The sequence below is a fragment of the Breoghania sp. genome (assembly GCF_963674635.1).
GTDB lineage: Bacteria > Pseudomonadota > Alphaproteobacteria > Rhizobiales > Stappiaceae > Breoghania.
The window spans coordinates 281,782-294,333 of sequence record NZ_OY771475.1 but is presented as its reverse complement, the minus strand read 5'-3'; the positions used below and the strand labels follow the sequence as shown (position 1 = coordinate 294,333).

At 63.8% G+C, this 12,552-nt stretch carries 11 protein-coding genes; 4 read left to right on the top strand and 7 right to left on the bottom strand.

The annotated features are described in order from the left end of the window. Nucleotides 1-132: 132 nt before the first annotated feature. Nucleotides 133-1,071, bottom strand: a complete 939-nt coding sequence (gene meaB, locus ABGM93_RS01225) for a methylmalonyl Co-A mutase-associated GTPase MeaB (protein ID WP_321502714.1) — start codon at nucleotides 1,069-1,071, stop codon at nucleotides 133-135. Between the two features lie 110 nt (nucleotides 1,072-1,181). Further along, on the bottom strand, nucleotides 1,182-3,854 hold the full coding sequence (gene ppdK, locus ABGM93_RS01220; RefSeq protein ID WP_321502712.1) for a pyruvate, phosphate dikinase: 2,673 nt from the start codon (nucleotides 3,852-3,854) through the stop codon (nucleotides 1,182-1,184). Between the two features lie 330 nt (nucleotides 3,855-4,184). Between ppdK and ABGM93_RS01215 the strand changes: the two genes are divergently transcribed. Further along, a complete protein-coding gene (locus tag ABGM93_RS01215; protein ID WP_321502710.1) occupies nucleotides 4,185-6,038 on the top strand; it encodes a tetratricopeptide repeat protein in 1,854 nt (617 codons plus the stop codon). 94 nt (nucleotides 6,039-6,132) lie between these two features. Further along, nucleotides 6,133-7,008 carry a 4-(cytidine 5'-diphospho)-2-C-methyl-D-erythritol kinase gene (locus tag ABGM93_RS01210; protein ID WP_321502708.1) on the top strand — a complete coding sequence of 292 codons (876 nt, stop codon included), beginning with the start codon at nucleotides 6,133-6,135 and terminating at the stop codon, nucleotides 7,006-7,008. Between the two features lie 77 nt (nucleotides 7,009-7,085). On the opposite strand, the gene ABGM93_RS01205 is transcribed toward ABGM93_RS01210, so the two are convergent. Then, a complete protein-coding gene (locus tag ABGM93_RS01205; protein WP_321502706.1) occupies nucleotides 7,086-8,108 on the bottom strand; it encodes a polyprenyl synthetase family protein in 1,023 nt (340 codons plus the stop codon). A gap of 295 nt (nucleotides 8,109-8,403) precedes the next feature. Between ABGM93_RS01205 and ABGM93_RS01200 the strand changes: the two genes are divergently transcribed. Together ABGM93_RS01200 and ABGM93_RS01195 are read left to right on the top strand one after the other, a co-directional pair. Next, a complete protein-coding gene (locus ABGM93_RS01200; RefSeq protein ID WP_321502704.1) occupies nucleotides 8,404-8,643 on the top strand; it encodes a DUF2007 domain-containing protein in 240 nt (79 codons plus the stop codon). Then, nucleotides 8,640-9,452 carry a methyltransferase gene (locus ABGM93_RS01195; protein WP_321502702.1) on the top strand — a complete coding sequence of 271 codons (813 nt, stop codon included), beginning with the start codon at nucleotides 8,640-8,642 and terminating at the stop codon, nucleotides 9,450-9,452. The genes ABGM93_RS01200 and ABGM93_RS01195 overlap by 4 nt, the downstream gene beginning before the upstream one ends. 21 nt (nucleotides 9,453-9,473) lie before the next feature. Here ABGM93_RS01195 and ABGM93_RS01190 read toward each other — a convergent pair whose 3' ends face one another. The 4 genes from ABGM93_RS01190 to pcaB all read right to left on the bottom strand — a co-directional run bounded on the left by ABGM93_RS01190 (nucleotide 9,474) and on the right by pcaB (nucleotide 12,547). After that, nucleotides 9,474-9,743, bottom strand: coding sequence for an usg protein (locus ABGM93_RS01190; protein WP_319773059.1), 270 nt, complete (start codon nucleotides 9,741-9,743; stop codon nucleotides 9,474-9,476). A gap of 157 nt (nucleotides 9,744-9,900) precedes the next feature. Next, nucleotides 9,901-10,266 carry a c-type cytochrome gene (locus ABGM93_RS01185; protein WP_321502700.1) on the bottom strand — a complete coding sequence of 122 codons (366 nt, stop codon included), beginning with the start codon at nucleotides 10,264-10,266 and terminating at the stop codon, nucleotides 9,901-9,903. Nucleotides 10,267-10,336: 70 nt separating this feature from the next. Continuing rightward, the gene (pcaD, locus tag ABGM93_RS01180) at nucleotides 10,337-11,122 is read right to left on the bottom strand and encodes a 3-oxoadipate enol-lactonase (RefSeq protein WP_321502698.1); all 786 of its coding nucleotides are present in this window, start codon (nucleotides 11,120-11,122) and stop codon (nucleotides 10,337-10,339) included. 48 nt (nucleotides 11,123-11,170) lie between these two features. Further along, nucleotides 11,171-12,547 carry a 3-carboxy-cis,cis-muconate cycloisomerase gene (gene pcaB / locus ABGM93_RS01175; RefSeq protein WP_321502696.1) on the bottom strand — a complete coding sequence of 459 codons (1,377 nt, stop codon included), beginning with the start codon at nucleotides 12,545-12,547 and terminating at the stop codon, nucleotides 11,171-11,173. Nucleotides 12,548-12,552: the final 5 nt, after the last annotated feature.

The window sequence follows — 12,552 nt, the reverse complement described above, 5'->3', positions numbered from 1 at the left end:
TGTATATGTAGTTTTCTGTATTTTAATATGCAAATCACGTATTCAATAATATATATATTATTTTTTATAATGTTTTTACTCAGACTTCAAGATATGTAACTTTAAGTAATTCGTGTTTTATAACTAATCCTTTCATCCGAACAATTCAAATTTACGATTTATCCTTAACATGGCCTGAAACGGCTCCTCGGCGTCGCCGGCCAGGAATTGGATCCGGCGCAAGCCTTCCCGCCCCCACCGCTGACGGACCGCATCCGCAATCCAATCCAACGCCTGGGCGCGTCGTTTGGCAGCGAGCCGCCTGTCCTCGTCCAGCCAGCACCGATGCGCCCCGACAGCGCCTGCCAATTCCTCAAGCCCCGTCCCCGCCGTCGCGCTTACGAGCACCACCGGCGCGCGCCACCCGTCGCCCCGTCGGGCTGCCAATGACAAGGCCCCCTCCACATCCGCCAGGGCTCGACGTGCTCTCTCCCCCATATCCGCCTTGGTCACTGCCACGAGATCGGGAAGCTCCATGACCCCTGCCTTCATGAATTGCAGGCTGTCGCCGGATCCGGGTTGAATGCAAAGGAGCACCGTGTCGGCGACACTCGCCACATCGGATTCCGACTGGCCGATCCCGACCGTCTCAACGATGACGAGATCGGCAACGGCCCGCATCAGGACAGCTGCGGCGACCGCATGGTCGGACAACCCGCCCAACCGGTCCCGCGCCGCCATGGAACGCACGAAGAGCTTGTCATCCTCCGGATCGGTCGCAAGACGTGTGCGGTCCCCCAGAAGCGCACCGCCGGTGCGTTGGGAAGAGGGATCGACCGCGAGCACCGCAACGGAAAGACCAAGCGCACGGCCCTGCGCGATCAGGGCGCGCATCAAGGTGGACTTGCCCACGCCCGGCGGCCCAGTCACCCCCAGCACATGCGCCTTCGCATTGGCGGTCGCCTCATCGAGAAGCGTTGCGAGCTCCTCACTGTCCTGCGCGGTTTCAATCGCCGCCAGCGCGCGCGCCAACGCCGCCTTGCCGCCCTCGCGGATGGCCCCGATCGTCGCGATGCCTTTCGCCAGCAGCACCTGTCGCTCCCCCCGATTGAACCTGTTGAGTTCGATAGCCCCAAAACAGATGCGCCGCCACCCATCCGAATGGGCAAGCGGCGCAAATGCGGTGTTCTGATCCGGCAGGCTCAGCCGTCCTTGCGGGCCTTCAAGGCTGCCTGCGCGGCGGCCAGCCGGGCTATCGGCACACGATAGGGCGAGCACGAGACATAATCGAGCCCGACCGTTTCGCAGAAGTCGATGGAAGACGGATCGCCACCATGCTCGCCGCAGATGCCCATTTTCAGGCCTTCGCGCACACTGCGTCCGCGCTCCGCACCGATCCGGATGAGCTCGCCCACGCCGTCCCGGTCGATGGAGACGAAAGGATCCTGCTCGATAATGCCCTGCTGCTGGTAATCACCAAGGAACGAGCCTGCATCATCGCGCGAGATGCCGAAAGTGGTCTGGGTCAGATCGTTGGTGCCGAAGGAGAAGAACTCCGCCGCCTCAGCGATCTCGTCCGCCCGCAGTGCGGCGCGCGGCAGCTCGATCATCGTTCCGACCTGGTAGACGATCGTAACGCCGGCCTCCGCCATCACATCCTTGGCGACGGCGTCGATGCGCGCCTTCACGACATCCAGTTCCTTCTTGATGCCGACAAGCGGCACCATGACTTCCGGCTCCACCGGAGCCCCCGTCTTCTTGGCAGCGGCGACCGCGGCCTCAAAGATCGCACGGGCCTGCATCTCCGCCACTTCCGGAAAGGAAATCAGCAGGCGGCAGCCACGATGGCCGAGCATCGGATTGAACTCCGACAACGTGTGCGCGCGGCGGCGCAGGCGCTCGACCTCCACCCCCATGGCTTGCGCCACTTCCGCCATTTCCTCATCCGTATGCGGCAGGAACTCGTGCAGCGGCGGATCGAGCAGACGGATGGTGACCGGCAGGCCATGCATGATCTCGAAGATCTCGATAAAGTCCTGACGCTGCATCGGCAGAAGCTTGGCAAGCGCGGCGCGACGGCCTTCGGAGCTCTCCGCCAGGATCATTTCGCGCATGGCGAGAATGCGTCCCTCGTCGAAGAACATGTGCTCGGTGCGGCAAAGACCGATGCCTTCCGCGCCGAATTCGCGTGCGGTGCGCGCATCCTTCGGGGTTTCGGCATTGGCGCGAACCTTCATCCGCCGCGCACCGTCCGCCCATTCCATCAGAGTACCGAAATCGCCGGTCAGCTCCGGCTTCAGCATCGCGACAGACCCGGCCAGAACCTGCCCCGTGGCCCCATCGATGGTGAGGACGTCGCCGCGTTTGAAGGTCCGTCCGCCGACGGTCAGCGTCTGGGCGCGATAGTCGATGCGAACGGAGCCTGCGCCGGAAACGCAAGGCTTGCCCATACCGCGGGCCACCACCGCCGCGTGGCTCGTCATGCCGCCGCGCGTCGTCAGGATGCCCTGGGCTGCGTGCATGCCGTGAATGTCTTCCGGGCTCGTTTCCACACGCGCCAGAATGACGTTCTTTTCCGCGGCGGCCGCTTCCACGGCCTCATCGGAATTGAACACCAGCTCGCCGCAGGCAGCGCCCGGAGACGCCGGGAGGCCGGTCGCCACCACGTCGCGTTTGGCGTCGGGATCGATGGTCGGATGGAGCAGCTGATCGAGCGCGGAAGCCCCCACACGCAGCACCGCCTCGTCGCGGGTGATCAGCCCGTCATTGGCCATGTCGACGGCGATCTTGAGGGCTGCGCGCGCCGTGCGCTTGCCCGCACGCGTCTGCAACATCCACAGCTTGCCGCGCTCAATGGTGAACTCGACGTCCTGCATGTCGCGATAATGGGCTTCGAGCTTCTTGCAGATACCGTCGAACTCGGCGAAGGCCTCCGGCATCACCGTCTCAAGCGACGGCTTGTCGGACTTGGCCGCGATGCGCGCAGCTTCGGTGATGTTCTGCGGTGTGCGGATGCCCGCCACCACGTCCTCGCCCTGCGCGTTGACGAGGAATTCGCCGTAAAGCGCGTTCTCGCCGGTTGCCGGATCGCGCGTGAAGGCAACGCCGGTCGCGGAGCTCTCGCCCATGTTGCCAAACACCATCGCCTGGACGTTGACCGCGGTGCCCCAGCTTGCCGGAATGTCATGCAGGCGGCGATAGGTCTTGGCGCGCTGGTTCATCCACGAACCGAACACGGCGCTGATTGCGCCCCAGATCTGCGCCTTGGGGTCCTGCGGGAAGGGCTCGTCGAGTTCCTCGGCCACCAGCGCCTTGAAGCGCTCGATGATGACCTTCCAGTCTTCCGCACTCAGTTCGGTGTCGAGCGTGTAGCCCTTGTTCTCCTTGAAGATCTCAAGGATCTCCTCGAAGGAATGGTGCTCGACGCCCAGAACGACGTCGGAATACATCTGGATGAAGCGGCGGTAGCTGTCATAGGCGAAACGGGCATCGCCGGATTCCTCGGCCACCGCACCGACGGTCTCGTCGTTGAGGCCGAGATTGAGGACCGTATCCATCATGCCCGGCATGGAGGTGCGAGCGCCGGAACGCACGGACACCAGAAGCGGGTTTTTCGCATCGCCGAAGGTCCGGCCCGTCAGCGCGCCGATCTGGCCCAGCGCCGCGTCGACCTGAGCTTCAAGTTCGCCGGGATATGTCTGGCCGTTGTCGTAATAGTAGGTGCAGACTTCGGTCGTAATCGTAAAACCCGGGGGGACGGGAAGCCCGAGATTGGACATCTCGGCGAGGTTTGCCCCCTTGCCACCGAGGAGATTGCGCATATCAGCGGCACCTTCCGCCTTGCCATCTCCGAAACTGTAAACCCACTTGGCCATCGTTCGCCCTTCCTGAAACGCCACGAACACGATGCCTGAGCGACCTCCCACCCGGCCTCCGCAGAAGCCTTAGCTGCCCTTGGTTGGGGACAGTGCTGCGGCCGCACACTCACCGCTGCACGCACTCCATGCAATTTCGCTCCGCACAAAACAAGGTTTTTCTGAAAACTGTTCACCGCCACCGAACTCTTCGGAAGCCATTTAGATGAAAGGCCTCAGTTGAATAAGACCGTCCTGGCCACTTCCTTGCGGCCCGGTCACAAAAGGGCCATTCTGACGCCCCATCGAAACGGACACTCGAAGTGCGATTCGCGCGTCCAGAGAGGTACCATGATAAGAACGCAGCCGATCCGGTCCCTTTTCGTGCGGCGCGAAGCCGCAGGGCGCGACGCCAGACAGGGCGGCGCAGCGGCGCATATCGCCTCCTCCACGAATGGCCCTTCCAGCAAATCCCCGTCCCGGTTGTTGCGGGTTGCATTGCTGTCCACCCTTCCGTTTCTGGCGTTTTCCAGCTTCGCAAATGCGGATGTGAAGGCCGACGAGGTCGATTATCCGCAGACGCTTTCCGGCAATTATCTGGCCGGTGTGATCGCACATGGGGATCACGACATTGCGAAGGCCGCCGACTTCTTTGCCCGCGCATTGAAGCAGGATTCCGCCAATCAGTTCCTGCTCGGCCGCACTTTTACGCTGAAACTCGCCAATGGCGAGATGGAAGAGGCAATGGGCCTGACCAAGGCCGTGCTCGCGGTCGATCCCGACAATCTTCTCGGCCGCCTGGCGTCCGGTGTCTACGATCTGAAGAAGCGGGCCTATTCCTCCGCGCGCAAGAACTTCTCGCAGGCGACCGGCGGCCCGCTGGCCCAGCTGTCCGACAAGTTGCTCTCCGCCTGGGCCCTGGCGGGGGCCAACAAGGTCGACGAGGCGCTGGCGCTTTTGAACGAGCTTCAGGGGCCCGACTGGTTCGACACGTTCCGCACCTATCACGCGGGCCTCATTCTCGACATGGCCAACCGCCGCAAGGAAGCGGCCGAACGCTTTGCCGCCGCCTACAAGTCCGACAACAACTCGCTGCGCATTGTCGAGGCGCACGCGCGCGCGCTTGCGTTGGCAGGAGACAAGGAAGGCGCGCTCGGGGTTCTCGATACTTTCGATCAGACTGCCAATGGCAGCCCGGTCATCGCCAACACCCGAAAGCTGATCGAGGAAGACCGCAAACCCACCCCGCTGGCGACATCGCCCCAGGCGGGGGCAGCGGAAGTGCTTTACGGCATTGGCGCGGCGCTTGGCCGTGATGGCGGCGACGAATTCCCCGCAGCCTATTTGCAGCTTGCGCTCTATCTCGATCCCAAGGCGTCGCTGGCGCTCATTCCGCTTGCCCAGCTTTTCCAGCAGATCGGCGACTATGGCCGGGCGGTGGACGTGCTGGAGCGTATCCCGGAAGACTCGCCCCTGCGCAAGGGCGTGGAAATCGACATCGCGCTCAACTACAACGCGCTCGACAAGGTCGATGAGGCCCGCGCCCACCTGATGAAACTCATCGATGCGGATCCGTCCAATCTCGAAGCCGTGGTGGCGCTGGGCAATGTCCTGCGCGGGCGCAAGATCTTTGCCGAAGCCGCCGACGTCTACACCCGCGGCATCGAGTCTCTGGGCGACAAGACCGGTCGCGCCTACTGGTCGCTCTATTATTTCCGGGGCATCACCCTGGAGCGCACCGACCGCTGGGAGGAGGCGGAAGCCGATTTCCTGAAGGCGCTGGAGCTTTACCCCGATCAGCCCATGGTGCTGAACTATCTGGGCTATTCGTGGGTGGACAAGGGCATGCATCTCGACAAGGCCCTCGGCATGATCGAGAAGGCCGTCGAATTGCGCCCATCGGACGGCTACATCGTCGACAGTCTCGGCTGGGCCTATTTCAAGCTCGGCCGCTTCGAAGATGCGGTCCCGGAACTGGAGCGCGCCGTGGAACTGCGCCCGGAAGACCCCACCATCAACGATCATCTGGGCGATGCCTACTGGAAGGTGGGTCGCAAGCTTGAGGCGACCTTCCAGTGGAACCATGCGCGAGACCTCGACGCCGAAGGGGACACGCTGGCCACCATCGAGCGCAAGCTGAAGGTCGGGCTGGAAAACGCCACCAGTGACGCGGAAGCGCCCGAGCGCGCCGCCAATGGCAAGTGACAAGCGCTGCGCAAATGTGACATGACGAGACGGCGGCCCGGCAACGACGGGCCGCCGTTTTCGCAAGCCCCCTCACCGATCCATCGAAACCGCCATGCCGACATCCCCCGCCCCTCGCCTGAGCGAACAGGCCCGCGCCAAGGTCAATCTCGCGCTCCATGTGACCGGGCAACGCGCGGACGGCTATCACGAACTCGATACCCTCGCCGCCTTCCCGCCCCTCGGCGACACACTTCACGCAGACCCTGCAGAAGACCTCTCGCTGATGATCAAGGGGCCCTTCGCGCGCCATCTCACAGCCGATGGCGACAATCTGGTGCTGCGCGCCGCGCTTGCGCTGCGCGAGGCCTTCGCCGTTCAGGCGGGTGTAGCGCTCGTTCTGGAAAAGCACTTGCCGGTCGCCTCCGGGATTGGCGGCGGATCGGCCGATGCGGCGGCGGCCCTGCGCATTCTGTGCCGACTGTGGAACATCGACACCACTGATCCGCGCCTTCATGAGATCGCGACGCGCCTCGGCGCCGATGTTCCCATGTGCCTGGCGTCCACCCCATTGCGTGCGCAGGGTATCGGCGATCGCCTCACCCCCCTCGCCGCCCTCCCGCAGGCGGGCTTCCTTCTGGTCAATCCGCGCATTGAAGTCGCCACACCCACGGTGTTCCGCGCACTGGCAAGCCGTGAGAACCCGCCCATCGATGCGATGCCGCAAGCGTTTCGGGATGCGGCCCAGCTGGTGGCCTTCCTGCATGGCACCCGCAATGATCTCGAACCGCCTGCAACCGCCCTGGCCACACCGATCCGGGACGTGCTCGCCGTACTGAACGGCCTGCCGGACGTGCTGCTTGCCAGAATGTCGGGCTCCGGAGCGACCTGTTTCGCGATCTTCGAGGATGCCCCCATGGCTGCCCGCGCCGCCGCGTTCCTGCAACAAGCCCGGCCCGGTTGGTGGATCGCAGCCACCACGCTGACCTGACATGCGGCCCCAAACGCAAATCGCCCCGCTCCGGCAATGCCGAAACGGGGCGACAGCTTGATCCGTTGGGTTGCGCGTTAGTGCAGCCGCTCGATGCAGAAATCCACGACTTCCAGCAGCGCCTGCTTGTGCTCGCCCGCGGGAAGAGGGGCGAGAGCGTCACGCGCGACGGCGCCATAATGGCGCGCCCGGTCGACGGTGTCGGCGATTGCACCGTGGGCCTTCATCATCTCGATGGCGCGTTCCAGATCGCCGTCCTCGATGTTGCCCTCTTCAAGACAGCGCTTCCAGAAGCCGCGCTCCTCATCCGTGCCGCGGCGATAGCTGAGCACCACCGGCAAGGTGATCTTGCCTTCGCGGAAATCATCGCCCGTGCGCTTGCCAAGCTGCGCCGACGATCCGCCGTAATCGAGAGCGTCATCGACAAGCTGGAACGCCAGACCGAGATTCATGCCGTAGGAGCGGCAGGCCGCGCGCTGGGCGGGTGTGGCGTCGGCGATGATCGGACCGACCTCGGCGGCAGCCGAAAACAGCGCCGCCGTCTTGGCGCGGATGACGGCGAGATAGTCGTCTTCCGTGGTCTCGGTGTTCTTGGCAGCGCCCAGCTGCATCACCTCCCCCTCGGCAATGACGGCAGCCGCATCGGCCAGAACCGAAAGGGCATCCATGGAGCCCACGTCGACCATCATCTTGAAGGCCTGACCGAGCAGGAAGTCGCCGACCAGGACACTGGCCTGATTGCCCCAGAGCTTGCGCGCGGCCAGCTTGCCGCGACGCATGTCGCTCTCGTCAACCACATCATCATGGAGAAGCGTTGCGGTGTGCATGAACTCCACGCAGGCCGCCAGCTGGGTGTGACCGTCGCCTTCATAGCCGAACATCTGCGCCGTGGCGATTGTCAGCATGGGCCGCAAGCGTTTGCCGCCGGAGGAGATCAGGTGGTTGGCGACCTCCGGGATCATCTCCACATCGGAGCCCGCCTTGGAAAGAATGATCCGGTTGACCTCGGTCATGCCCTGAGCGACCAGTCCGCTCAGTCGGGAAATCCCCGCCGGTTCACCTTTCTCTTCGAATGGAACGACCACGCCCACGCCTGTCATCTCCGCTTTGACGAAATTCCGGCGGACAATAGGTCGGCTGGCGCGGATCGGCAAGGCAAGCCTTTGCGATCCGGGCGATTCCGCTTGCGTGGAAGCGTTCTATCCGCAGATTTGTCGATAGCCGCAAAATAACCTCTTGCCGCCATGGCGTCGGGACACGGGCGAATCGCTGCGTCAGTCGGAATGTGTGCCCAGCCAGCGCTTGAAATCACGCCGCCTTGCCCTGCGCTCCGTTTCCATCGCATTTTCCGGCAAATGCTCTAGATTTGGCCCGAACACCGAAAGGGCGAAGCGCTTGGAAGAACTCCTGAAAACGAACGATCCCGTGTTGATTTCCTTTGTCGAGGCACTGCTCGGCGAAGCGGGCGTCTATTACATGCTCCTCGATCAGAACATGAGCATCATGGAAGGCTCCCTCGGCTTCCTGCCGCGCCGCGTTCTGGTCGCAAGCGATGATCTGGAAAAGGCCCGCCAGATCCTCATCGAGGCGGAACTCGGCCATGAACTGAAGCCTTCCGCGGGAGATCAGGGGTGAACGAGCACGACGCAGTGCCCCCCGCAGACAGCGCGGCGGGCCAAGAGAAGAAGCCGATTACCCGCGATCTTTTTCTGGGCGGCAAGGTGCACCTTCTCCAGCCCGGCGGGCGCCATCACCGGTCCGGCCTCGATGCGGTGATGCTGGCGGCGAGCCTGCCGGAGGAGACGACGGGCCGGGTGATGGATCTTGGCGCTGGCGCTGGCGCCGCCGGCATGTGCGCCGCCGCCCGGCTCGGATCCATTTCGGTGACATTGGTGGAGAGAGAGCCCGACCTTGTCGCGCTCAGCCGCCAAAGCCTCGAACTGGCAGAAAACAGTGCGTTTTCCAGCCACATTCACGTGCTTGAGGCGGATGTGTGCGCACGAGGGGCCGCCCGCAAGGCGCAAGGGCTTTTGCCGGGCATGGCCGATCACGTGATCATGAACCCGCCCTATTACGATACCCGCCACCGCGCCTCGCCGGACCGTGCAAGAGCAAGCGCGCATGTGCTGGCCGAAGGCGGGCTCGATCCATGGCTCCGCACGGCCTCAGACCTTCTGGTCTCCGGGGGCAGTATCACGTTGGTATTTCGTGCCGGCGGGCTTGCCGATGTGCTTGAGGCGATGTCGGGCCGTTTCGGTGGCATTTGCGTCTTTCCGCTTTTTCCCCGTGAGGGCGCGGAAGCCAGCCGCATCCTCGTGCGCGGCATTCGAGGCTCGCGCGCCGGGATGACCCTGCGCCAGGGCCTTGTGCTCCACAACGAGGACAAGAGCTTTAGCCCGCCCGTGGAAGCGGCCCTGCGCGAGGGGGCGGGGATCAGGCTCTAGCGCCTCGCCGCCCCCGCCGGCTCAGTGCATCAACAGCGACACATCCACATGGCGCCAGCCCGACGGGCCAATCAGGCCCTTGTGGGCGTAGCGCACCGAATGGAGCGTACCGTCCAGTTCCGAGGTCCAGAACTTCAGAAACTGATGCAATTCAGGGAATTGAGGGGCAAGGTCCCAAGTCTGCCAGACAAAGGTTTGAAGCAGGCCCGGATGATCGGGCATGTGATAGAGGATTTCCGCCGTCGTGAGGCCGTACCCGCGCATCTGCGCGCTCAATTCCGCATGTGCCATGGACCGTCTCCAATCAATTCAACACGGAGACAAGTTTTCCGATCCTTCGCCGCCACGACAAGCCGCATTTCGACTAACACCAAATCAAATCAATGTGTTAGCAGCATCCGCGCGAGACTGCTGCTAACACCAGCCGTGGGCGTGGCGCCGCGTGTCCCTATTCGTTGATGCTCTTCAGATAGGCGATGAAATCCGCCACTTCCTCAGCCTCCCACTCGATCTCCGGCATATCCGCGTGACCGGTGACGATACCTTCCGCCAGAGCCTCTTCCAGCTGATCGACCGGATAGCGTTTACCGAGATCACGGAAAGCGGGCGCGCCTTGGGCGGCACTTTCGTCGTCCTTGCCCACCGCATGGCACGTGCTGCATTGCTCCTCAGCCATGATCCGGCCACGTGCGACCGGGTCGCGCGCCTCGTCCGCATCAGGGCCCGCCGCCATCGCGCTGGCCGGCGCCAGCAACGCAATGGCGCAGATCATCCAGGCGGCCCGAGCATGGACGCCGCGCTGTCGTTTGGTCATCGATCCTCCTCCCGGCCCTGCGCCCTTCCCCTGGCGCGGGAGCCGTCCTTGATCGCGTTGCAGCAGGTTTTCACCCGTTCAGGAATTGCGCCAGCGCCTCGTTGAAAAGCGCGCTCTGTTCGATATTCGACAGATGCGCGGCCTGCGGGATCACGACGAGCTCGGCGCCCGCAATGGCTTCCGCGATCTGATGGCCATAGTCCGGCGGCGTTGCCGGATCTTCGGCACCGGCAATCACGAGAACCGGGTTCTCCACCGCGCGAATGCTCGTGCGCTGATCCATCACGGCGATCGCCTCGCAGCACCCGGCGTAGCCTTCCGGTGCGGTGCCCAGGATCATCTGCCGGATGCGCCCGACTTCCGCCTCGTCGTTCTGCTGGAAGGCTTCCGTGAACCAGCGATTGACCACCGCCTCCACGACAGCCTCCATGCCATCAGTGCGCACCGTCGCCGCCCGGTGCCGCCACATCTCCTCCGTCGGCATGTGCGCGGCGGTGTTGGCATAGACCATCCTGCCGAAGCGTCCGCCCGCATTCGTGCCGAGCCACATCCCGACCATGCCGCCCTTGGAGAGCCCGCAATAGTCCACTTTCTCAAGCCCAAGAGCATCCATCAGCGCCAGAACGTCCCGGCCCAGCCGCTCGATCGAATAGGGCCCCTGCGGCGCATCGGACTTGCCATGGCCACGACTGTCATAGCGCAGGATCCGGCGCGCGCCGGAAAAGGCCTCCACTTGCGCATTCCACATGCGCAGATCGGTTCCGAGCGAATTGGAAAGCAGAAGAACCGGCGCATCCTCGGGTCCATCGAATTCGTAATGGATCGCAATGCCATCATCGGTGGTGATCTTGGGCATGGTTCCCTCTCGTCGTGGTTCGTTCATGGGCGGACCTTTCCGGCCCGCCTATCCCTCGTCGCCTGCGCGGCTTGACCGCCAATGCTCAAGCGCCCTCTCGATGAAAATCTCCGCCGAGCCCACATAGCCGAGCGGATCGAAAATCGCGGCGATCTCGGCTTCATCGAGATGCACCCGCACCTCGTCGCTTTCCGTCAGCACCGTTTTGAGATGCAGACCTTCCGCCACCGCGCGTTTGGAGGCAGCCTCCAGCACATGATGGGCGACATCGCGCCCGATCATCGGCGCAAGCTTCATCATCACCGCCTCGGCGAAAATGAGGCCGTTGGTGATCTCAAGATTTGCGCGCATGCGCTCCGCCTTCACCTCAAGGCCTTCGATCACCGCAATGAGCGGGACGATCGCGGCGGCGGTGAGCACGAAAAGCTCCGGCACCAGCCCCCATTCCGCCTGCCATCCGCCTACAGCGCGTTCGTGCTGCTGGTCCATGATCTGATAAAGCGCGCCCGCGCGCGCCTCAGCCTGAATGGCGGCCCCGCGCGCCGTCGCCGCGCCAACCGGGTTGCGCTTGTGCGGCATGGTGGAGGACCCGCCCTTGCCCGGAGCGGAGGGTTCGAAAACCTCGCCAACCTCGGTCTGCATCAGCAAGACGATGTCGCCCGCGATCTTGCCCATGATGCCCGCGATGGCGCCGAGCGCGGACCCGATCTCGACGATCCGCTCGCGCATGGTGAACCATGGCGTGGGGGGAACGGGAAGGCCCAGCTCCACCCCCAGTTGATCGCGAACCGCCGCCCCGTCTACGCCCAGGGAGGCCAACGTCCCCACCGCCCCGCCGAACTGCAGCGCCAGCGACTGCTCCGCGACCGTGTCCAGCCGCGCAATGAGCCGTCCCACCGTATCGAGCCAGCCCGCCGCCTTCAGCCCGAAAACGGTGGGAAGCCCGTGCTGCATGAAACTGCGCCCGACCATTGGCGTTGCGCGATGGGCATCTGCCAGCACAGCGCAAGCCCCGCCAAGGCGCACCAGATCGGCGCGAAGCACCGCGATCCCGGCGCGCGCCTGAAGCATGAAGCCGGTGTCGATCACGTCCTGGCTCGTCGCCCCCCAATGGACGTAGCCGGAGGCGGCCCCCTCCACCTTCGCCGTCAGCGCCTTGACCAGCGGAATGGCGATATTCCCGCCAAGCGGCACTTTTTCGCCGATGGCATCAAGGTCGAAGAGATCGGCCTTTGCCTTTTCGCTCACGGCTTCGCCCACCGTCTGCGGGATGACGCCGAGGCGCGATTGGACACGGGCGAGCGCGGCCTCGAAGTCGAGCATGCCCTGAAGCCGGGCCGCATCGTCCCACACGCCGTGCATCGGTGCGCTGGAGAACAGGTGCCCCAACAACCGACTGTCTATCGCTCCGACACCGTTCACCACGCATC

Bases quoted from the DNA above. Each gene is read 5' to 3' on its own strand.
- ABGM93_RS01185 (WP_321502700.1), bottom strand. From the start codon at position 10,266: ATGACCAAACGACAGCGCGGCGTCCATGCTCGGGCCGCCTGGATGATC.
- ABGM93_RS01215 (WP_321502710.1), top strand. From the start codon at position 4,185: ATGATAAGAACGCAGCCGATCCGGTCCCTTTTCGTGCGGCGCGAAGCC.
- ABGM93_RS01205 (WP_321502706.1), bottom strand. From the start codon at position 8,108: ATGACAGGCGTGGGCGTGGTCGTTCCATTCGAAGAGAAAGGTGAACCG.
- ABGM93_RS01190 (WP_319773059.1), bottom strand. From the start codon at position 9,743: ATGGCACATGCGGAATTGAGCGCGCAGATGCGCGGGTACGGCCTCACG.
- pcaD (WP_321502698.1), bottom strand. From the start codon at position 11,122: ATGCCCAAGATCACCACCGATGATGGCATTGCGATCCATTACGAATTC.
- ABGM93_RS01210 (WP_321502708.1), top strand. From the start codon at position 6,133: ATGCCGACATCCCCCGCCCCTCGCCTGAGCGAACAGGCCCGCGCCAAG.
- ppdK (WP_321502712.1), bottom strand. From the start codon at position 3,854: ATGGCCAAGTGGGTTTACAGTTTCGGAGATGGCAAGGCGGAAGGTGCC.